The organism is Pinibacter aurantiacus, assembly GCF_019130065.1.
Taxonomy (GTDB): domain Bacteria; phylum Bacteroidota; class Bacteroidia; order Chitinophagales; family Chitinophagaceae; genus Pinibacter; species Pinibacter aurantiacus.
In genome coordinates, this window is record NZ_JAHSPG010000012.1 from 38,374 (window position 1) to 60,746 (window position 22,373).

Annotated in this window: 14 protein-coding genes; all 14 read right to left on the reverse strand. The window is 41.5% G+C overall.

Annotated elements, in window-relative coordinates:
• Positions 1 to 102: 102 nt before the first annotated feature.
• The 14 genes from KTO63_RS14635 to fbp all read right to left on the reverse strand — a co-directional run bounded on the left by KTO63_RS14635 (position 103) and on the right by fbp (position 22,262).
• Entirely contained in the window at positions 103 to 2,697 is a 2,595-nt protein-coding gene (locus tag KTO63_RS14635) for a DUF4961 domain-containing protein (RefSeq protein ID WP_232373189.1), read from the reverse strand.
• Between the two features lie 192 nt (positions 2,698 to 2,889).
• Positions 2,890 to 4,266 (reverse strand): MFS transporter, encoded by a 1,377-nt coding sequence (locus KTO63_RS14640; RefSeq protein WP_217792084.1) that lies wholly within the window; start codon positions 4,264 to 4,266, stop codon positions 2,890 to 2,892.
• A 123-nt stretch (positions 4,267 to 4,389) separates the two neighbouring features.
• Complete coding sequence (locus tag KTO63_RS14645) at positions 4,390 to 6,183, reverse strand: alpha-amylase family protein (RefSeq protein WP_217792085.1); 1,794 nt, start codon at positions 6,181 to 6,183, stop codon at positions 4,390 to 4,392.
• Between the two features lie 133 nt (positions 6,184 to 6,316).
• Complete coding sequence (locus KTO63_RS14650) at positions 6,317 to 8,650, reverse strand: glycoside hydrolase family 65 protein (RefSeq protein ID WP_217792086.1); 2,334 nt, start codon at positions 8,648 to 8,650, stop codon at positions 6,317 to 6,319.
• Between the two features lie 96 nt (positions 8,651 to 8,746).
• The gene (gene pgmB / locus KTO63_RS14655) at positions 8,747 to 9,433 is read right to left on the reverse strand and encodes a beta-phosphoglucomutase (protein ID WP_217792087.1); all 687 of its coding nucleotides are present in this window, start codon (positions 9,431 to 9,433) and stop codon (positions 8,747 to 8,749) included.
• Between the two features lie 150 nt (positions 9,434 to 9,583).
• Positions 9,584 to 11,446, reverse strand: coding sequence for a glycoside hydrolase family 13 protein (locus KTO63_RS14660; protein WP_217792088.1), 1,863 nt, complete (start codon positions 11,444 to 11,446; stop codon positions 9,584 to 9,586).
• Positions 11,447 to 11,665: 219 nt separating this feature from the next.
• On the reverse strand, positions 11,666 to 12,844 hold the full coding sequence (locus KTO63_RS14665) for a SusE domain-containing protein (protein WP_217792089.1): 1,179 nt from the start codon (positions 12,842 to 12,844) through the stop codon (positions 11,666 to 11,668).
• 29 nt (positions 12,845 to 12,873) lie between these two features.
• Complete coding sequence (locus tag KTO63_RS14670) at positions 12,874 to 14,454, reverse strand: RagB/SusD family nutrient uptake outer membrane protein (protein WP_217792090.1); 1,581 nt, start codon at positions 14,452 to 14,454, stop codon at positions 12,874 to 12,876.
• 21 nt (positions 14,455 to 14,475) lie between these two features.
• Complete coding sequence (locus KTO63_RS14675) at positions 14,476 to 17,469, reverse strand: SusC/RagA family TonB-linked outer membrane protein (RefSeq protein WP_232373190.1); 2,994 nt, start codon at positions 17,467 to 17,469, stop codon at positions 14,476 to 14,478.
• Between the two features lie 242 nt (positions 17,470 to 17,711).
• Positions 17,712 to 18,746: a LacI family DNA-binding transcriptional regulator gene (locus KTO63_RS14680; RefSeq protein WP_217792091.1), complete on the reverse strand. Its 1,035-nt coding sequence runs from the start codon at positions 18,744 to 18,746 to the stop codon at positions 17,712 to 17,714.
• 179 nt (positions 18,747 to 18,925) lie between these two features.
• Positions 18,926 to 19,489: an NUDIX hydrolase gene (locus KTO63_RS14685; RefSeq protein WP_232373191.1), complete on the reverse strand. Its 564-nt coding sequence runs from the start codon at positions 19,487 to 19,489 to the stop codon at positions 18,926 to 18,928.
• 170 nt (positions 19,490 to 19,659) lie between these two features.
• The gene (locus KTO63_RS14690) at positions 19,660 to 20,184 is read right to left on the reverse strand and encodes a YfiT family bacillithiol transferase (protein ID WP_217792093.1); all 525 of its coding nucleotides are present in this window, start codon (positions 20,182 to 20,184) and stop codon (positions 19,660 to 19,662) included.
• Positions 20,185 to 20,374: 190 nt separating this feature from the next.
• Positions 20,375 to 21,136: an ABC transporter ATP-binding protein gene (locus KTO63_RS14695; RefSeq protein ID WP_217792094.1), complete on the reverse strand. Its 762-nt coding sequence runs from the start codon at positions 21,134 to 21,136 to the stop codon at positions 20,375 to 20,377.
• A gap of 121 nt (positions 21,137 to 21,257) precedes the next feature.
• A complete protein-coding gene (gene fbp / locus KTO63_RS14700) occupies positions 21,258 to 22,262 on the reverse strand; it encodes a class 1 fructose-bisphosphatase (RefSeq protein WP_217792095.1) in 1,005 nt (334 codons plus the stop codon).
• Between the last annotated feature and the right edge of the window lie 111 nt (positions 22,263 to 22,373).

Here is a 22,373-nt window from a genome sequence, read left to right on the forward strand (position 1 = left end):
TCAGTTTAATCAGTGTTATCTGTGTGCCTATCTTCAAAACAAAAAAGCTATTACCTGATCCAATGATCTACGGTAATAGCTAACCAGATAGGGACAAATATTTTACTGGTTCAGTACCTTGCTGCTGTATACATGATATTCGCCGGGCGTTAACGTTGCGGTATATGATGTACTGCCCAATGTGATTGTTGCACCAGTTAAGCAATCATACCATGTGCCAGATGAAGGGAACGTGATATTCGCTGTTTGTGGATTCACGTCAAAATTCCCCACTACAACCACATTGGCGTCGGTGCCATTGAGTTTAATATTTTTAACCGCTCCGCTCAAATCATATTGAAAATTGCTTGTCGCAAATACGGCGTTCTTTGTTTTCAATCGTATCATTTTTGCAAACACATTGTACAATGCTTGCCTGTCCGGATTACCTTGGTATTCCCAATGCGGTGGCTTCTCTCCTGTTCTGTCACCCTGGTTGATAGAAACATCGTAGCCTACTTCTCCAAACTCCCAAATCATTTTAGGGCCTGGAGAGGAGAACAAAAATGCTGCGGCCATTTGCTGGCGCTTCAAACCTGTTGCAAGATCTTTAGTGCTGTATGCGCCGGAAGAATTACCATATTGTTCGTTCTTATACTGCAGTCTTTCTTCATCATGACTTTCCATGTACGTTACAAGATTATATGGTTGGGTAAATCCATGCTTGTCGTAAAAGATGCGTGAAAAATCCCAGTCTGTAGTATAACCCATTGTTGCCTGGTTAAAATTGTAATTCGTATTGTTCCACAACATCATGCCCTCAGCGGAAAGAGCCTGCTCCTCCATATCAACTGCAAAGTGTTCAAGAATTACATAAAAGTTTGGATCGATGTTTTTTATAAAATTGTTGTATTCTTTCCAAATGGCTACGCGGCTTGCGTCATACTTGGCAAAATCGGCATCATTGGAGCTCATGTTTTCGGTAAAGCCTTTCGAAAGGTCAAACCTGAATCCGTCCACTTTGTATTGCTGCATCCAGAACTGCAATACATTTTTTACAAAATATTTCGTGGCCGCACTTTCATGGTTAAAGTCGTAACCCACGTTGTACGGGTGCGTTGGGTTTACATTGAACCAGGGACTGTTAGCTGCAGGCTTTTGTGCAGTACCATCAAAATACAATTGCACCATTGGAGATTGACCAAATGAATGATTCAACACCATGTCGAGAATTACGGCAATTCCCTTTTTGTGACACTCATCAATAAAAGCTTTCAGCGCTGTTTTGGGTCCATAGTATTTATCGGCAGCAAAATAAAAATCAGGATTATACCCCCAGCTTGAGTTGCCTTCAAACTCTGTAACAGGCATCAATTCTACTGCGTTTACACCCAACCTTGTAAGATAAGTCAGTGTATCCTTCAACGTCTGGTAATTATGTGCCCCAATAAAATCACGCACATGCAGTTCATAAATAACCAGGTCTTTTTTATCGGGTCTTGTAAAGTTGGAAACCTGCCAGTTGTATTGCTGCGGAGTTGCCTGCATCACACTTACAATGCCAGTTGCTTTTCCAGTAGGGTAAGACGGCATATTGGGAAACGTTTCCGAACTAATGTATTTATCATTATCGGGATCCAGGATCAACTCGCAATAAGGATCTGCCACTTTCAGCGTACCATCTACGAGGTATTGATAGGTGTAATATTTGTTTGCATCAAGGTTATCAACCTGCACCCACCAGCGTGTGCCATCGGGTGTTTTCTTCATGAAATATTTTGGATCTGCCTGCCAGTTATTGAAGTCACCAATTACGTAGCCAAACTTTCTATCAGGTGCATAAATATTTAAAATTGCAGAGGTTCCGTTGTTAATGAAGGTAACGCCATCCTTTGCGCCTGAAGGCAGCGCAGCTATCTCAACTGTTCCTGCACTTACAAATGTATAGGTTGTTTCGGCAGTTTGTCCGTTCGCAGTCGCAGTAACTTTTACCGTTTGCGTACCTCCTAATGTCAACTTTGTCTTGCCACTTACAGTAGTTGTATTGCTGGCTGTCGCAAAGCTTGCGCCGTTTAATGAAATGGTTAAACTGGAAGCCTGAGAGGAAACAGCAGACACACTGATTTCATCGCCCGTCATTTGCGTCTGCAATACGGGCTCTGGTGTAAATTTCGGTGCAAATTCCGGTGAAGTAAATCTTACCTGCAACTTACTGGCGTCGTAGATGTTGATGAACATGTCGCTGCCATCCGTATTGCGTGCTACAAGGCTGCCATCTGCATTGCGGAACAACAATGCCAGCTTTAAGATTTTTTCACCTGAAGGTACGTTGTAAAAACTGCGTGGCCTTAAAGTTATCTGGTACTTATCATTGCCAAGAGATGTCGTTTTTGATTTTGGATCTGCCGTATTGAATGAAGAGCTTGCAACGTATTTCCACCCGCCATTGCTTTGATCAGTAACTACCCCCGTATAGATGTAAACGTCGCCACCATACCCCTTTAAACCTGCATTGCCTTTTGAAGCATCCAATGTTATGGTAATGGCTCCCGTATCAGTTGGAAATGGCGGAGTCCAAGTAAGCAAACCCGTTTCCGTTACCGGGTTCGAAGGATGTGTTGTATCGGACGGATTGCCGCCTCCACCTGCATCCGACTTTTTACAAGCCGGTGCATATGCAAGAACAAACACTAACAGGAGCAGATAAAATTTCTTCATGGCAGATGAGTTGTGAGTTATAAGTTTTGAGTTCGTAGTTGTTAGTTGTTCGTTGTTCGTTGTTCGTTAGCAGTTGTTGGTTGTTAGGCTGGCAATTGATCGTTATTGTTTTTTCTTCATCCACTTGAAAGAAACCAATGGTGATGAATTAGGTGCGATATACTTGCATTCTTAATTCTTAATTCTTAATTCTTAATTAATCTCAATCGGCACCACACCCGGCACTACCGTCATCTTCTTCTTTTCATCCTTTACATACAACACAGAAATAGCGCCCAGCACCAGCGACACACCGGCTATGATGATTGAATAAATTGCATGTCCACCGTAAATGTGTTTTACGAGCCAGCCGCCAAAAAATCCATTTATAATTTGAGGAAACGTGATAAAGAAATTGAAGATGCCCATGTAAACACCAATCTTTTTCGCTGGCAACGAACCCGCTAAGATGGCATAAGGCATGGCAAGGATACTTCCCCATGCAAGGCCGATTCCCACCATCGGAACAACAAGAAACTTGGGGTCTTTTATAATGAAAAATGAAAGCAACCCAAATCCACCCATCAATAGTGAAAACGCGTGTGTTTTTTTTCTGCTTGTTCTTTTGGCAATGGCGGGCAACAACAAGGCGTAACCCGCTGCCACTCCATTGTACACGCTGAACAATACGCCCACCCAATTGCCGGCATCTGCATAGGCTTTCGAAGAAGTGTCGCCCGGCTGTACATTGTAGAAATGCTGCGCAATTGCAGGTGTTGTGTACACCCACATAGAGAACAATGCAAACCATGAAAAGAATTGAACGAGGCCAAGTTGCTTCATGGTTTTTGGCATCAGTTTAAAATCCGTGAAGATGGCAGACAACCCTTGAGCATGTTGTGTTTCTTCTTCTGGAAAAAACTTTGCGTGTTCTTCAGGAGAATATTCTTTAGTGGTAAAAATTGTCCAGAGTATAGCAGAGATCAAAACAGCGGCACCAATGTAAAATGACAACTTAACATTGGTGGGCACTACGCCGGGATTGTCCGTTTCAGGAACATGGAAATATTTTGCCAGAATATAAGGCAGCGCAGATCCAACGATCGCGCCTATACCGATAAGAAATGTTTGAATCGAGAAGCCTACACTGCGCTGACTATCTGGAAGATTGTCTGCCACCAGGGCTCTGAATGGTTCCATCGCTACGTTGATAGAAGCATCCATGATCATAAGCAAACCCGCCCCTACGAATATTGCAGGCATAAAGGTTGCGAGCACAGAAGAATTGGGCATTAATATCAATGCCAATGCTGTTAGAATTGCACCGACTAAAAAATAAGGTCGTCTTCTTCCCAACCTGTTCCACGTTCTGTCGCTGTAGTGGCCAATGATGGGTTGAACGATCATGCCTGTAACCGGCGCTGCCAGCCAAAATAATGAAAGGTGTTCTACATCGGCACCAAAGGTTTGAAGAATGCGTGAGGCATTTCCATTTTGCAAGGCAAACCCAAATTGTATTCCCAAAAATCCAACGCTCATGTTGAATATCTGGCGGGTTGTTAGCAACGGTTTCTCTGTTATATTTTTCATCCGTATCTTTTTTATTGCCGCTGTCGCGGCGATTACTTTAGTCGGATGGAACTACGCATAGACATTTCAAGTTGTGAGAAATTGTTATGCTTCGTTTCATACGGCGCTTTTCGTTAAATGATTTTATTCTACTTCAAATATAACTCCATTCATCGGCGAAACCTTTACGGGAATTCCTTTTGAGAAATCATTTATTTCAATATTTTGATGAGTCAAAACTTCTTTTAGAATAGTGCTTTTGCCGCTTTTTTTGTCAAGCAAATTGGCTGGCAGCTGCACATTCAGACTGAGGGCTTTGTCGCGGTTAAAATTCACGACTACCAAAACAATTTTATCTCCCGCGTTGCGAACGTAAGCGATCGATTTCTTGTCAAGCCCTTCACTTGTAACTACTGATAACTTGCCGTATTTAATAGCATCACTGTTTTTGCTATAGTTGAGTAGTGTAGCGTAAAATGACCGCAATTTCTTTTGATCCTCCGACAAACCTTTGCCATCAAATGCCCCATTGTTCATCCATGCCTGGTGGGCTGGAACGCCCCAATAATCATACAATGTTGTACGGCTATCTTCGCCACCAAACCCCTCTTTACCATCACCATGCTCTCCTACTTCCTGTCCGAAATAAATCATGGCAGGACCACCGGAAAGTGTTGCAGCCACTATCATTCCTGGTATTCCGCTCTCTCCTTTTTGGGCAAATCCTTTTGACGCAATTCTTTCTTCGTCGTGATTTTCAAGGAAGCGCAGCAGGTTGTTTGAAATCGCACTGTCAGCGTTGGCAAGGTTTACAATGTCCTCTGTGTTTGCGAGTGAATCATTTTTAATGAGCCTTTTCACGGCGTCGTACAAACCAACCTTGTCGTATAAATAATCAAATTTTCCCTGGGTGAGGTATTGCTGATATACTTTCGGATTGTATATTTCTGCAATGAAAACGATTTGAGGATTCACTTTTTTCACTTGTGGAATTACCCATTCCCAAAACTCAACCGGCACCATTTCGGCCATATCGCAGCGGAATCCATCAACATGCTTATTTGCCCAAAACACCAGTATATCGCGCATTTTTAGCCATACTGAAGGCTGCGGATCGAAATGTTTTGCTTCGCCGTTCTTATAGTCAACACCATAGTTTAATTTTATGGTTTCATACCAGTCGTCGATTGATGGCGCTTCGCTAAACACATTATTACCTGTTGCTTTTGCCGGTGTTTCTGCAAACTTATTGTCCTTAAGCGGGCTCTTGAAATCACTACCGCCGGCATTTACACCTTTGGGTACGATAAATGATTTTCCCGTGATGTAGTAAAAATCATTTTGTGTAGAAAATGTTTTTGTAACATCATCATTCGCTCCAAAATCAGCAGCATTAGCGGGTTTAGCATCTGAATGATAAGTACGTGCCACATGATTCGGAACAAAATCAATGATCACTTTCAAACCATGATCATGTGTACGCTTCACCAGCGATTCAAATTCCTGCATCCTGTTTTTTACGTCAATTGCGAGATCGGGGTCAACATCATAACAATCTTTGATCGCATAAGGAGAGCCGGCTTTGCCTTTCACGACATCAGGATCATCCTGCCGAATGCCGGCTGAAGAATAATCCTGCATGGAAGGATGTTCAATTACTCCTGTATACCAAACATGTGTAATGCCCAGTGTTTTCAAAGAATCCAGCGCCTTGTCGTTTATGTCGCTAAACTTACCTACACCATTTTCTTCTGCCGAACCGTAGTATTTGTTGGTGGTATTTTTATTACCAAACAAACGGGTGAACATTTGATAAACAATAAGCTTGTTGTTGTGTAAGCTATCTTTTGCAGCATCTTGCTTTTCGTTTTTCGAAGCGGGCGTATTGCATGCAGTAAGCACTACAATCAATAATAATATGGAGCTGATTCGTTTCATTTTTTTATTGGCACGCAGATGACGCTGATTTTACTCCCGCCTGAAATGAATTTATTCGGGCAGGGATCTACACTGATTTCATGGTCAGAGTCCCCTTAGTGAGACTTAGTGTCTTAGTGGTAAATTTTGAACTTCAATTCCTAATGACTTCCTCCTCTCTCACTTGAATTTCCACTGTATCATTGCCTTTCAACACATACTCATTTTTAAGTACTACAATAGACACCTCGACGCCCGATCTGTTTATTATTCTTACATACTCTTTCTTAATCTCAACACTCAACACAGCCCCACGGAAATTAATATTGAAGCTGAATGACTTCCATTTGCCTGGAATAAACGGATTAAAATGAAGCTTCCCGTCATACACGCGCATGCCCGCAAAGCCCTGCACCACGCTCATCCACGTACCCGCCATCGATGTGATGTGCAAACCGTCTTCTGTATCGTTGTTATAGTCATCAAGATCAAGTCTGGATGTTCGCAGGTACATTTCATAAGCCTTTTCTTCATAACCAAGTTTTGCTGCAAGAATAGCATGCACACAAGGCGACAATGAACTTTCATGTACCGTCCTCGCTTCGTAGAAATCAAAATTGCGGCGAATGGCTTCCTCGTCAAACTTCTCTTCGAAGAAATAGATGCCTTGCAAAACATCTGCCTGTTTGATAAAGCATGAACGCAGAATCCTGTCCCAGCTCCACTTTTGGTTGATCGGTCTTTGTGATGCAGGAATATCCCTCACCAGCACTTGTTCTTTGTCCATGTATCCGTCCTGTTGCAGGTAAATGCCCAGGCGCTTGTCTTCTGGATAATACATGTGATCGATAATATGCGACCATTTTTCTTTTTCAGCTGATTCGTTAAACTGCAAACGCTTAGCCAGGTTATTGAAATGACTTGCATCTGCACTTTTTACAGTGTCAATAGATTCGATTGCATATTGCAAACACCAGCTGGCAAGGTAATTTGTGTACCAGTTGTTGTTGATATTGTTTTCGTATTCGTTTGGCCCGGTTACACCAAGCATTACGTATTGCAGTTTGTCTGTGCTCCAGTTTACACGCTGTGCCCAGAAACGAGCAATGCCAATCAACACTTCCAGTCCGTAATCTTTAATGTAAGTTGTATCACCGGTATAACGGGTGTAATTGTAAATGGCATAGACGATGGCACCGTTACGGTGAATTTCCTCAAAAGTAATTTCCCACTCGTTGTGACACTCTTCACCATTGATCGTTACCATCGGAAACAACGCCGCACCGTTGGTAAAGCCAAGTTTTTCGGCATTTTCAATTGCTTTGCCAAGCTGCTGGTAACGGTAATACAACAGGTTCCTCGCAACCTGTGCGTCTGCCGTTGATAAATAAAACGGAACGCAATATGCTTCTGTATCCCAATATGTAGAACCGCCGTATTTCTCACCTGTAAAGCCTTTCGGCCCGATGTTCAATCTAGCATCTTCACCGGTGTAAGTTTGATTTAACTGAAAAATATTGAACCGGATGGCTTGTTGTGCGGCCACATCACCTTCGATCACAATGTCACTTTCGCTCCATTTGTACGCCCATGCTTCTTTTTGTTGTGCAAGCATTTTATCAAAACCATGCGCAAACACATCTTCTACAACTTCTTTACAACGGTCTACCAGTTTCTCTTTCGCATAATTCTGTGAAGAAACGTTCGCTGCATATTTATACAAAACTGTCTCTTCATTTGCTTTAACAGCTACATCAAATGAATGACCAACGAATTTTTCTTTACTGATTTGATGTACCTGTACATTTATCGAATTACCATTTTGCACCACGGCAAACTTCGAGCCTGTACAAACTTCAAACGCTGTTTTCTTTGTGCGTAATGTGACATAGGCACTATCTGCCAACACTTCCTTGTTTACCTCATCCCAAAATTTTTCGTCGTAGTTGGAATCCTGGTTTGCAATGTCTCCGTCAATAAAAGGTTTGAAAGTTATGGTGCCATTGAAGTTGAGTGGCGTTACTGCATATTTGATCACTCCTGCTTCATCATTAATGATGCTGCAGAAACGGGTTGCTTCAACAGCAATCTGTTTTCCGCTTTGCAATGTTGCTACAAAGCTTCTTTGCAAATAGCCTTCCTTCATATTCAACACACGTTTAAAATCTTTAACCGCGCTTGTATGCAGATCGAGTGTTTCTCCTTCCACTGCTACATCTATGCCTATCCAGTTAGCAGCATTCAATACTTTTGCAAAGTATTCAGGATAGCCATTTTTCCACCAGCCCACACGTGTTTTATCGGGGTAATAAACGCCTGCTATATAATTTCCCTGCAACGTTTCACCGGAATATTTTTCTTCAAAATTTCCTCTCTGTCCCATGCGGCCATTGCCCAGGCTAAATAAACTTTCTGATATCTTATTTAAAGCCGGATCAAACCCTTCTTCAATAATATTCCACTCGTCTTTTATGATATAGTCTTTCATGCGCTATAAATTCAAAATTTAAAAGTCAAAAGTTAAAAATGGAGCTACCGTAAAAAATGAGCGGACCTCAGTTTTTGACTTTTGATTTTTTACTTTTTAATTATTGTATTCTATTTCTTCAAGAGATTTTACAACAAAGTCTGCATCGCCAAGTATCTCCTTATCGCCTATTCCGATCACATGCATCTTACCTCTGAGCGCCGCTTCCACACCCGCTTCCGCATCTTCAAATACCACACAGTTTTCAGGTTGCTCATTTAGTAATTCTGCTGCTTTCAAAAACACCTGTGGATCGGGCTTTGAGCTTGTTACGATATTGCCATCAACAATGGCATCGAATAAAGGCAGAACACCCGTTTTATCAAGAATCAGTTTTGCATTTTTGCTTGCTGATCCCAATGCCACTTTGTAACTATTCGCTTTCAGATATTTCAACAAGTCAGATGCACCCGGCAACAAATTTTCAGGCGTCATCTGCTCGATCATTTTCAGGTAGTCATCATTTTTTTTCTGCGCCAAAAACAGCATCTCTTCTTCACTTTTTGTAACATTTCCCCAACCCAATATGAGTTTCAAAGAATCGATCCTGCTTACTCCTTTCAATTTTTCATTTTGTAATTCTGTGAAATCAAATCCTAAATCATTTGCCATTACGCGCCATGCCTGGTAGTGATAACCTGCCGTATCTACCAATACACCGTCAAGATCAAAAATGCACGCAGTAATGTTTTGGGATTTAAAATTTGAAATCGGATATTTTCCGTTCGCTACTGTTTCACTCATGTATGTCTATTTTTTTGTTTCACGCAAAGGCTGTTTTAATAACTGAATAACTGATTAACTGAATAACTGAAGCTGTTCAGGAATTTAACACCCAAAGCATTTTCAATTTTCAACTTTCCCCGCCTGAATGACTTAGTCGGGCAGGAATCTTCAATTAAGCTCCAACACCAACGTCGTCATTGCAGGCACATTCACCGTTTCGATATTCGATATAGTCGCATCGGTAACTACGTTCATTGCACTTTTATGATTGCCAATCCTTTCTTCAAAGCGTTTTGTTGCTAAAGACACTTCTTTATCGTTGCTGTTGAAAACGATCATAACTGTTTTGTTATCTGTATAACGGAAGTAAACGTACACGCTATTTTCAGGCACATACTGCATTAGCTTTCCTGTTTGCAATGCCTCACTTGTTTTTCTGTAGTTTGCCAGTTTTTTTATGAAGTTGAAAGCTTCGTTTTCTTTTTCGTCTCTTCCCTGCGCTGTGAATTTGTTTACCTTGTCTTCGGACCATCCGCCCTTAAAATCTTCACGCACTTTACCATCGGGGTCAGAGAAATTTTTCATCAGTACCTCTGTGCCATAATATATTTCCGGAATGCCACGTGTGGTAAACAGCATGGCCAATCCTGCTTTGTATTTATTAAGGTCCTCTTTTACCATGGAGTAATAACGGCTCATGTCGTGGTTGTCCATGAACACGAGGTTGCGTGTAGGATCTTTGTAAAGAAAATCCTGTGAAAGCACGTTGTAAATGCTTGACACGCCTTCCATCCATCCGAATTTTCCATTTAAAGATTCATAGATGCCGTCTTTAACAGCCACATCTGTAACACCGGGAAGTTTCGTATCAAATCCCTGGTTGATTACATTTCCTTCGCAATAAAAAGCCTGGCTGGGGATTGAGTGCACAAGCGTTTCACCAAAGATGGTAAACTTAGGATACTCGTTCTTTACCGCTGTCATCCAGTTTGCCATAAACTGCAGATCATTGTATGCATAAGTGTCTATTCTAAAACCATCTACTCCTGCATACTCTATCCACCAGATATAGTTTTGTGTAAGGTAGTTTGCAACATATGGGTTGCTTTCGTTCATGTCCGGCATTGAGGGAACAAACCATCCGTCAACCTGTAACTTCCAGTCCATCTCAGCTCTGTGCGGGTCCATTGCCGGCTGATCTTTATAAGTTGTTTGTGTGTATGTTGGCCATACATGCACCCAGTCTTTCATTGGTAGGTCATGCATGAACCAGCTTTCACTGCCGCAGTGATTGGGCACAACGTCTTTAATTACTTTAAGTCCTTTTTCATGGCATTTGTCAACGTATGTTTTGTACAAATCGTTGGAGCCATAGCGGGGATCAATTTTGTAGAAATCTGTAGCAGCATATCCGTGATAGGAAGCATGCGGCATATCATTTTCAATTTCTGGGGTCATCCAAATGGTTGTGATACCAAGGTCCTTGATGTAGTCCAAATGATCAATTACACCCTGGATATCACCTCCATGCCTGTAAAACATTGAGTCGCGATTAATAATCGTCTCGCGCATGCCCTTAACAATATCATTTGCTTTATCGCCGTTTGCAAAACGATCGGGCATGATTAAGTAGATCAAATCCTTGTTGGTAACACCCTGTGCTCTTACTGCACCTGTGTTTTTTGCTTTCAGTTCGTAATTGTATGTGAGCTTTTTATCTTTTTTGTTTTTGGATAAGAATGTGATGGTAAAACTTCCTGGCTGTGTGTTAGCAGCTATCGCAAGATCGACGAAGAGGTAGTTGGCATTTTCGACTTTGTTTATTTTCTCAAGTGTTACGCCGGGATAATTGCTCAACTGCACTTCCCGTGCAGCGATGTTATTTCCATGAATGAGCAATTGCAATTTCGGATTTTGCATGCCGGTCCACCAATTCATAGGTTCCACACGATCAAGAGGCGCAATTGTCTGAGCTGCTAAATGACTAACAAAAAAAGTAAGGAATGTAATAAAAACGATCTGTCTGTTCATTGCTTTATTGTTGTTTCACCAGGAAGAGTTAACATTCGGACAATAAAAATTGAGCGTAATAGCGGCGTTCAATCCTTAGCGTCCTTCTTGAATTAAACCTTTTTGGAAGTAGTTTGAATATCGCTATTGACGATGCTGAAAAATAAAACTCTGTTAAGAAGCACCGGCAAACCAATTGATGACAGCCGGCGCTTCTTGTGAAGTATTAATCAGGCATGCTTATTTGCTAACAGTGTAAGTGTTGTTTACAAAACTTACGGTGATCTTGTAACTACCACTTTCATCAGGAGGTGGAATGTTGTCACCAGAATCTGTGGTGAAAGGTCCACCTGCTTTGTAGGCTGCATTTTTGCCATCTGCAACTGCATACTTGTGATCCCAGCTACCATTCACCGGAATGAGCAAGTAACCTTTGCCACCACCGGAAGTAAGGCCCACTGTGATCTGGAATGTTGACAATCCTACTTTGGTAAACTGCTGTGTAGCCGCAGGAACAGGATTCGTCCATCCTCCTGCAGTAGCATCACCAATGATGAAAAGATTTGCAGGGATCGTACTTACATCAAATGGTGTAACGGTGTAAGTTCCCGCTACGAAATCAACTATTATTTTGTAGTTGCCTGTTGCATCAGGGCCAGGGATATTCTTATCGCCGGCATCTGGAGCAAAAGGTCCACCATGCTTTAATGCAGGGTCGGTGTTACTTGTTACGTTGTACTTGTGGCCCCAATCGCCATTCTTAGGCAAGAAAACATATTCTTGTCCACCGGTTAAGTGCACAATAATACCAAACGTGTTATCATCGAGTTTTGTAAACTGTTGATTCGGTACAGGAACAGGATTGTTCCATTCACCGTCTGTAGCACTTCCAACTATGAACAGATCATCTGGCACAGGATACTTAGGCACCGGCTTTGTTGAGTATGGAGTTACTGTTATTTTAATTGTGTCAGAAAAAGAAGATGGCACATTTGAGTTAGCGTCTTTATCTGTTTTCAAATCGCTTCTTAGTCTTGCCCAAATCGTTCCCTGCACTGCAGGAGTCATGCCCAGCAAAAGTGCGATCTGGTTGAAATCTGCTCCTGAAAATTGTTGTTTCAAAACATTGGCTCCAACAAGCACTTTGTTGGCTTTCTTAAATGTATCGGCCGGCAAAGAAAATTCGAGTGTGTATGTGGCTAGTGCATTGTAGCCATAGTTCACAGCAGGCCAGGTGAAAGTAACTACTGTATCCTTGGCATTGGCTTCTGTGAGCACAAGACTTGTTGAACTGGCGGTGAGCTTTGTTGCTGCACCTTTTGGCAGTGTCAACACACTTCTGTCTTCATCCTTTTTGCAGGAGGCAAATAACACGAGTGCAGCGACAACAACACTTAGTAATTTATATATCAGTTTCATCTGTATATTTTTTTGTTTTGGCAATTAAATTAGTATCCAGGGGTCGGTTTTAAAGTTGGGTTAGCTGTTAAGTCAGTTGTTGGAATTGGAAACAGATTGAATCTGTTGTCAATGCTTGTTCCTGCCTGTACGCCGCCTTTCCACTGCCATAAATAAGTTCCGCCTGTATATTTTCCAAAACGAACGAGGTCAGTTCGTCTGTGAGCTTCCCAATATAGTTCTCTTACTCTTTCGTCTAATATCAGATCCAATGTCATTGCCGCATCTGTAATATTTCCAGATGTGCCTCCATATGCTCTGTTTCTAAGGGCATTGATATAACCCAATGCTGTAGCCCTGTCTCCACCGGCACCGCCTCTCAATACTGCTTCAGCATATATTAAGTAAACATCTGCAAGACGGAACAATGGGAAGTCGGTATCTACGAAAGTGCCGTTTTTATCAGAGCCTGCAGCTCCTGTTGAACTAACGTTTTTATACTTTACTACCGCATAGCCGTTTGTAAAATCTGTAATGTTGTTGATGTCTATTGTTTGTCCTTCTGTAAAGAACATCGCTCTTGAATCGAGATCAGGAAATTTGGTAACCATTTCCTTTCTTGTTCTTAAACCTGACCATGATCCATTTATACCATAGTCTGGAGGGCTCATTTTTCCGCCCGTAGAACCGTGAATTATAAAAGTTGTATTGCTGTATGATTGTGAGGTCAATCCATTTGCGCGAATAGGGAAAATAATTTCTTTAGAAGTTGCGCGGCTGTCTGTCAAAAACAAATTCCTGTAAGTAGCAGCCAATGAATATGCTCCTGATGAAGTTATTTTGTTTGCATAAGTAATCGCATCTGTACTACGGTCTGTTCCGGTATATACTTTTGCATTCAAATACAATTTTGCCAGCAGCATCCACGCTGTTCCTTTGTCTGCACGTCCGTATTCATTTTTTCCTGCATCGGGTAATGTATTCTGAATGTCCAACAATTCAGTTTCTACAAATTTGAACAGATCGGCTCTTGACATTTGTTTTGGAGAGAAGTTACCCACCGCATCTTTTTCTGTGGTAACAGGAACATCTCCAAACAGATCCAACGCGTTCCAGTAAAACAATGCGCGAAGGAAACGTGCCTCTAGTTTGTATCCGTTGATATTTGCAGCATCGGCAGCGGGGAAACCGCTTACTTTAGAATCAGGCAATTGGCGCAGGAACTCATTACACTGGCTGATGTTAAAGTAAATACGGTTATAGGTGAGCTTGATGTACGTATTGTTAGAGTTCCAGTTATTTGTATTGTAATTCTGCAAGTCACCGTCGTTCCATGCTATTATAGCTTCATCTGTTGTAAGCTCTTCCACTTCCCAATAGTTTCTGAGATATCCATTTGAACCTACGTCCTGTGCATCAATATCTGCAACAGGCACAGGATTGGTACCATCTTGTCCACTTAATGAAAGGCCGCCATATAATTTTGCGAGCGCTTCTTTAATAGTTGCGGGGCTACTGTAAACCACGTCGGATGTAACGTCTACAATAGGCTTACGATCCAGATCTTTTGTGCAGGATGAAAACGCTATGGCTCCCGCTATTATGAGTTTATATATGTTTTTGTTTGTCATGATTTTTCTAAATTTTCAGGATTAAAAATCAACACTTGCACCAAGAGAAAAGATTCTCGTTTTAGGATAAATATTATTGTCAATGCCACTGTATATTTCAGGATCTATACCTGTATACTTCGTAATCACAAAAAGATTTTGGGCAATTGCTGACAAACGCAGGCTTACATTTTTGCCTATTTTACCAAAGTTGTAACCAACCTGTAGATTGTCCATACGCAAGAAAGATGCGTTTTCTACATAATAGTCAGAATAGAACTGCGTGTTGTTAAATCCGGTAAAAAGCACATCCGGTATTGTGTTTCCTAAATATTTATTTGCATCAATAACTACTGAGTATGCAGCACGGTTTGATTTAACGTTGTTGTAAACATAGTTGCCAATGTTAGATCTTAATACAAAGCTCAGGTTCCAGTCTTTGTAGCTAAACTGAGAATTGAAACCCAGCATATATTTTGGCGCTGGAGATTTGTAGTGATAGAAAAGATTACCGTTGCCTTTATGGTTTACATCTGCATAAACGCCTTCAATTGGTTTGCCTGTTTGGTCGTAAACTTGTTTGTATACCCAGAAAGTATATGGCGCATAGTCAACAGAATGTATTTGGATTTTGTTACCAGTACCACCGGAGATGCCACCTACAATTACACCCGGAGAAGATGGATCATCAACAGTTGAAAGCTTTGTGATTTTGCTTTCGTTGTAAGTAAAGTTAAAACCAAGGTTCCATTGAAAATCCTTGTTGGTAACCGGTATCGCGTTCACTACAAATTCAACTCCTTTGTTTTCAATATTACCTACGTTGGTTAATACGTGGTTACTTAGGTTTGAACCTGCTGCAACCGGAATATCAGAAATCAGGTTGTTGGTTTTTTTGTAGTAAACATCAATGCTACCGCTGATCCTGTCTTTAAGCAATCCAAAATCCAACCCGATGTTTGAAGTAGTTGTTGTTTCCCATTTAATATTCTGATCGTAAGGAGCACCACGATACATGTAGTAGGCGCTATCTCCAAACAGATATCTTGTAGTACCTGTGCTTATGCTGTAAGAAGCAAGATAAGGGTAATCGCTAGCCGTAATATCCTGCTGGCCGGTTGTACCATAACCCAATCTTAGTTTCAGGTTAGAGATGGTTTTGGAAGACTTAAGAAAATCTTCTTCGCTAATTCTCCATGCCAATGCGATGGATGGGAAGTTACCCCAACGTGTGTCAGGACTGAAGCGTGAAGAACCATCTCGACGTATGGTCGCGGTCAATAAGTATTTGTTGTTGTAAGTGTAATTCAACCTGCCGTAAAAAGAAACAAGTGTATGTTGTGTAGAATCCGGCTTAGTATAGGTTGGAGGATTACCGGGGTTGTTCTTGGTTATACTTGTTGTCCAAAATCCCGGCGCACCGCGAAGGAAGTCCTGGTAAGAATAACCACCCATTACATCAATGCGGCTCTTGATACTTTTAATTTCTTTAACGTAGTTCAGATAAAAATCCAACAGTTTGTTGCGAGTGCGTTGTTCATACTCGTGATACCGACCACCTGTTGTATAAGCAGCGGCCCAGGTTGGATCTTCACGCACAGAGCCATTGCTCTTTGAGATATCGTATCCCAAATTCAGGTTTGCACGCAGATCAGGAAGAAAATGGAATTTATAATCCAATTGCAAATTGCCGATGCTTCTGTAAACGGTGGCCTTGTCGTTCTTTAGATACAAATCTGCTACAGGATTTCTTGTTGACTGTGTATTAGGAACACCACCATCCTGCCACTCATAATATCCGCCGTAAGGTGATTTACTGTCATACACAGGCTTGGTTGGGTCAAATCTGATGGCATCACCTACAGCACCTGAATTGGCAAAACGGTTTCCGTTTACTACGCCTTTAAGATTTAAATCTACACGAAGATGGTTGTCAAAGAAAGTTGGGCTTATATTAAGAGCGGCACTTCCGCGCTCGAGGTAACCTGTTTTCAAAATACCGTCCTGATGAAGATAGCCCAAAGACAAACGGTATGGAAGATTTTTCACACCACCACTAAAACTTAGATTGTTATCTGTAGTGAAAGCAGGATGGTATATTTCATCTTGCCAGTTAGTGTTTGCCTTTCCTAAAGAATCTACCGCATAAGGTTTGTTCTGAATAGCGGCCTGATCTTTAACTACTTTTCTGAATTGATCAGCAGTTAATACGTCCAGGTTTTTAACCTTTACTGCAACAGAGTTTACGGTGTTGAAGTTTACACGAAGAGGACCACCTTTTTTACCTTTCTTGGTAGTAATGATGATTACACCATTAGACGCTCTGTTACCATAAATAGCAGTCGCAGAAGCATCTTTCAGTACGTTGATGGATTCAATATCGTTGGGGTTGATAAGACTTAGTGGGTTTGGAGAGCCGGAGATAGATGATGTTCCGTCGCTCTTTTTTGAGTTGTCAACGGGAACTCCATCGATCACGAAGAGAGGATCATTGCTTGCATTCAAAGAAGAACCACCACGAATACGGATAGTACTTGCCCCGCCTGGCGCACCGCCATCCGGGCTAATTTGCACACCGGCTACTTTACCTGAGATCAACTGATCAGGAGTTGAGATGGCTCCTTTTTGAAAATCTTTCGCGTTTATGGCAGTTACCGATCCCGTAAGATCTTTCTTCTTTGCAGTACCATAACCAATTACAACCGCCTCTGTAAGATCAGTTGTTGCACGTTTAAGAGCAAAATGAACTGCTGCATCATTGCCTTTCACAGTTACATTTTGTGAGGTTTGTAAAAAGCCAACTGCATTTACAACAACTGTGTAAGTACCGTTGGAAACAGGAATTTTGAAACGACCATTGTCATCGGCAGATGCACCTCTTGTGCCGCCTTTAATGGTTACAGAAGCAAAGGCCACAGGCTGATTTGTTTCATCAACCACTTGTCCGGAAATGCTTCCGTCTTGCGCATAAATAACAGAATAGATTAAAGTGAAGAGCGAGAGAAGCAGTAGTCTCCCCATGTGTAAACTTTTCATTGGCCCAATTTTTTGGTTTAGCAATCAATTGTGAAAGCTTCGCCAAAAATAATCGGGAACGTTCCCAAAAACAAATTTTTTGAAAATTTTATATATATATTTTTATTTATTATTAATAAATAATTGGTTAATAGATAGTTGAAAACGTAAATTTCCGGGAATGTTCCCGGAACACAAACAAACGGTCGTTAGTATGAATCCAAAGATGTTGTGATTCGTATAAGTTATTGAGTTAAAAAAAATTATCTGATTGCTACTGGCTCGAGTGACGACGATTGACGCTGGATGAGTTCGGAATCCAACACAATGTTCCTCGTGATGAATTCTTTTTCTTCTTCGTGTTTTTCTAAAATTTCAAACAAAAGCTCGGCGGCCCGCTCTCCCATTTTATAAGCCGGCTGCGTGATGGTAGACAACGAAGGGTTGAGTAGTGGAGATATTTCAAGACTTGAAAAGCCAATGACTTTTACATCATCAGGAATGGAAATATTCATTGCGTGACAAACATAGTAAGACGCTATTGCTAGGCGTTCAACCGATGCAAACACTCCATCGGGCTTCAACGTTTCAAATAGGTTGCGAAGAATGACTTTGTTTTTTTCCAGCTCATTGCTGCAGTCGATAACAAGATGATCATCGAAAGGAATATTATTCTTCTTCAGCGCATCAATGTAGCCCTGCATGCGGGTTTTACCGATGGAAAGATTTTTGTTCACAACAAGATAAGCAACCTTTTTACATCCACTCTTAATGAGATGTTCCGTTGCTTCGAAGCTGCTTTGGTAATCATTTGTGGTGACTCTCGCAGTTTCAACGTCTTCGTATGTTCTGTCAAAGAAAACAAGTGGTATCTTTTTTCTTTTCAAAACCTGCAAATAGCTGTGGTCCTGATCCTCACCTGATACAGACATGATAATGCCATCTACCCTTCCATTGCTGAGGTTGGTAACAAAGGCTACTTCTTTTTGAAAATCATCATCGGTGAGATAGATCAAAACGTGATAGCTCTTGTCTTTTGCAACTTTTTCTATACCGTTAATTGCTTTTGAAAAGAAGTTATTGGCAATCTCAGGAACGATTACGGCGATCGTTTTGCTCTTTTGATTGCGGAGATTGCTGGCGTGGTGGTTTGGCAAAAAATTAAGCTCCTTCGCTCTCGCAAGAATCTTCTCGCGGGTTTGTGGATTGATATCACTTCCTCCTCTGAACGCTCTCGAAACGGTGGATTTGGATAAGTTCAGTTCTTCCGCCAGCTTAATTATATTGATGTTACCCATTAAAGTAAAACTAATACTATTTTTTTAATTGTATGGGCATTCGTATTGGCGCATCACAAACGCCCTTGTCATTACAGGCACGAAACACTTGTCCAGAAAGGGTTACGCGCAAATGCGGGGTGAAGGCGGGATGTTTTGCCTGCATGCTGAATGTGCATGAGGGCGAATGCGATTCGCCCCTACTGTTTTTCGTCGTCTGTAAACTTCAATTTTCCCATCTTCAACAATGCATAAAATACGCAGTTGCTGTGCATGGATTGTTTGAACTGCCCGCGCATTAACAGATCAATTACTTCATCGATCGCTACCAGCATGATGTCTATTTCCTCATTGTGATCGAGTTGTTGTTCTCCCACTTTTTTACCACCGGTTGCCAGGAACAAATGTGTGAAATTATTTAACACACCGGGATTGGCGGCCGTTTTATTAAGATGTTCAATGTGCGAAAATTCGTAGCCGGTTTCTTCGAGAAGCTCACGTCTCATGCCCTGCTCAAAGTCTTCGTCTTCGTCAATAAAGCCTCCTGGTGTTTCTATTACCACTTCTCCAATCGGATGACGATATTGTTTTACAAGCACAGCGTGGCCATCTTCTGTAATCGCGAGGGCGGTTGCAGATGGCGGCATTTCCACTACAAAGTAAGGATCAACTATTACTCCATCTTCGCGCTGGCACCTGTCTTTACGCGCTGTGAAGTAATGATGTTTACTTAGGTATTGCGATGATAATGTTTTCCAATGCATGAGGGACAATTAATAATTAACAATTAAGAATTAAGAATTCTTCAACGTCGGGTATTGGTTATTATTGGTAAAAACGAAATCAGTAATTAAGAATGTTGTCAATACTTATAACTTTCACACATTCGTGATGATCGTCTATTAATTATTAATTCTTAATTACTAATTCCTCCCTACCAGTTCATTCTCTCCCGCAATCTCACCACATGCATTACGTGATGCTTGCCATGCCATGCGTACATGCCGAGAAGGTTCCAGAGAGAAATTTCTTTGTTATGTTCAGGATGAAAAACTGTTCTGTTCCAGTCTTCATCTTTAATGTTTATGACCAGGTTGTGCCAGCGATTGTGCAATGCATGCAGCAGTGTAATAGAGATGTTGATCGGTATATTTTCAACGTCTGGCAGCAATGCCCATGCTGCTTCATCGTAAGGTTTTATCGTAGGATTGTCTTCTGTTAACGCCAACTTAAAACGGATGTATGCAGTCATGTGACTGTCGGGCACGTGATGCACTACCTGCTGAATTGTCCAACCGCCATCGCGATACGGAGTTTGCAATTGTGCTTCATCCAGGTTAAGGATCGCATTCTCTAAAAGATCCGGCAAATACCTGATGTCATCTGCCCATCTCTTTAATTGCTCTATCGAAAATGGCTGTGGCTCAAATTTGCCGATTGGGTAACGAAGATCTTCCATATTAGTTGAGAGTTGAGAGTTGAGAATTGAGAGTTGTTGTCTATTGCTTTTTGTTTACAAATCAAAACTAATCATTGTTGCAATCGAAGCTACATTTTACACTTCTTTAGCTAAAAGTTGATAATCGAAGAATACTTGTCAAAACAGCACTTTAACTAACTCTCAACTCTCCATTCTCAACTCTCAACTATCAGTCCTCCTTCCTCCACTCTTTGCCTGTAAGATTGATAAACACATCTTCAAGGTTTGCTTTCTTCACTTCGGTTGTTCGTTCAAAGCCAGACGCAATAAGGTTGTCGATCAATTGATGCGGAGAATTGATGGCTACAATTCTTCCTGCGTCAACAATGGCCACACGGTCGCACAGGTATTCCGCTTCATCCATGTAGTGCGTGGTAATGATCACCGTTGTTCCTTTTGATCGTATATCACTGATCAGATCCCACAGGTTGCGTCGCGCCTGAGGATCCAACCCTGTTGTTGGTTCGTCGAGAAAAATAATTCGTGGTTGGTTGATAAGTGTGGTGGCGATGGAGAACCGCTGCTTTTGTCCGCCACTGAGCTCCTTGTATTTCGCTTTTGCTTTGTCTGTAAGGTTTACCAGCTTTAATAGTTCATGCGGATTTACCGTTCGGTTATATAAGCCGCCAAATAAATGAATAAGCTCGGTAAGATTTAAACCAGGGTAATATCCTGAAGATTGTAGTTGAACGCCTATGATTTTCTTAATGGCATCGGGAGACTGATCAAGGTTAAATCCGTCTACGATCACCTCCCCGGAAGTCTTGTCACGTAAGGTTTCTATGATTTCAAGCGTAGTGGATTTTCCCGCGCCGTTTGGTCCCAGCAAACCAAATATTTCTCCTTCATGCACATCGAAACTAATGTCCTTTACTGCTGTAAAATCACCGTACTTCTTTTGCAGATTCTTTACCGAAATAATGGTTTTCATACAGTGAAATTAAAAAGTAAAAATTAAAAAGTAAAAACGCACCTTTTACAGGAGGTTACTCTTGCAAAGTTACAGTTACAAGCGCTTCCATTTTTTTAATTTTTACTTTTTAATTTTTACTTTAAAAACTCTCCAGTTCCTCCATCATCCCCTTGCTACCCGCAAAGAATGGCGAACGCTGGTGCAAAAATTCGGGTTGGATGTCGAGAATTCTGTTAACGCCATCGGTAGCTTTTCCTCCTGCCATTTCTACGATAAACGCAAACGGATTACATTCATATTGCAGTCTCAGCTTGCCCGTAAGCATCGTTTTTGTGGAAGGATACATGAAGATGCCTCCCAGTATAAGGTTACGGTGCATGTCGCTCACCATGCTTCCGATGTAGCGTTGTGTGTAAGGGCCGCCGGTTGTTTTGTCTTTTTTCTGGCAATTGGTAATGTAGTTTTGGATACGCTCCTCGTATTCATAAAAATTGCCGTGGTTGACAGAATATATTTTTCCTAACTCAGGGGTTTTGATATTGGGATGGCTTAAACAAAATTCACCGATAGACGGGTCCAGCGTAAAGCCGTTTACACCTCTGCGTGTTGCATATACAAGCATTGTAGACGATCCATAAATTACATAACCTGCCGCCACCTGCTTAACTCCGGGCTGCAAAAAATCTTCCTTTGTACAAGGTTGCCCAATGGGAGAAACACGTCTATAAACGCCGAAGATGGTTCCGATGGAGACGTTCACGTCAATATTGCTGCTGCCATCCAAAGGGTCAAATAATACAACGTATTTGCTGTCGTTACTTACCGGATCATCAAACACGACAATGTCGTCCATTTCTTCACTTCCGATGCCTGCGCAACTGATGCCGTGACGCAATACGCCGAGCATTTGATTGTTGGAAAAAACATCCAGCTTTTTCACATTTTCGCCTTGTACGTTTGTATTTCCTGCTTCGCCGAGAATATCAACCAGACCGGCTTTGTTAACTTCTACATTGATTCTTTTTGCGGCACGACCGATGTCGCGTAAAAGCATGCTGAGCTCACCCGTAGCTTTGGGAAACATGCGTAACTGCTGGATAGTAAATTCATCCAGGGTCATGACCTGCCTGTTAATGGTACTCATAGAAAGCAATTCGTTGTTTAATTTAGGATTTAACAAAAATAAGGGAGTTGAAAATGGAAAGGGAGAAGTTGAAAATTAAATGTACGAATGCGAAGAATTTGCTTGCAAAGG

What these genes read in the sequence shown, in the direction of transcription:
- KTO63_RS14635 (WP_232373189.1), bottom strand. Translation starts at nt 2,697, where the DNA reads ATGAAGAAATTTTATCTGCTCCTGTTAGTGTTTGTTCTTGCATATGCA.
- KTO63_RS14640 (WP_217792084.1), bottom strand. Translation starts at nt 4,266, where the DNA reads ATGAAAAATATAACAGAGAAACCGTTGCTAACAACCCGCCAGATATTC.
- KTO63_RS14645 (WP_217792085.1), bottom strand. Translation starts at nt 6,183, where the DNA reads ATGAAACGAATCAGCTCCATATTATTATTGATTGTAGTGCTTACTGCA.
- KTO63_RS14650 (WP_217792086.1), bottom strand. Translation starts at nt 8,650, where the DNA reads ATGAAAGACTATATCATAAAAGACGAGTGGAATATTATTGAAGAAGGG.
- pgmB (WP_217792087.1), bottom strand. Translation starts at nt 9,433, where the DNA reads ATGAGTGAAACAGTAGCGAACGGAAAATATCCGATTTCAAATTTTAAA.
- KTO63_RS14660 (WP_217792088.1), bottom strand. Translation starts at nt 11,446, where the DNA reads ATGAACAGACAGATCGTTTTTATTACATTCCTTACTTTTTTTGTTAGT.
- KTO63_RS14665 (WP_217792089.1), bottom strand. Translation starts at nt 12,844, where the DNA reads ATGAAACTGATATATAAATTACTAAGTGTTGTTGTCGCTGCACTCGTG.
- KTO63_RS14670 (WP_217792090.1), bottom strand. Translation starts at nt 14,454, where the DNA reads ATGACAAACAAAAACATATATAAACTCATAATAGCGGGAGCCATAGCG.
- KTO63_RS14675 (WP_232373190.1), bottom strand. Translation starts at nt 17,469, where the DNA reads ATGAAAAGTTTACACATGGGGAGACTACTGCTTCTCTCGCTCTTCACT.
- KTO63_RS14680 (WP_217792091.1), bottom strand. Translation starts at nt 18,746, where the DNA reads ATGGGTAACATCAATATAATTAAGCTGGCGGAAGAACTGAACTTATCC.
- KTO63_RS14685 (WP_232373191.1), bottom strand. Translation starts at nt 19,489, where the DNA reads ATGCATTGGAAAACATTATCATCGCAATACCTAAGTAAACATCATTAC.
- KTO63_RS14690 (WP_217792093.1), bottom strand. Translation starts at nt 20,184, where the DNA reads ATGGAAGATCTTCGTTACCCAATCGGCAAATTTGAGCCACAGCCATTT.
- KTO63_RS14695 (WP_217792094.1), bottom strand. Translation starts at nt 21,136, where the DNA reads ATGAAAACCATTATTTCGGTAAAGAATCTGCAAAAGAAGTACGGTGAT.
- fbp (WP_217792095.1), bottom strand. Translation starts at nt 22,262, where the DNA reads ATGAGTACCATTAACAGGCAGGTCATGACCCTGGATGAATTTACTATC.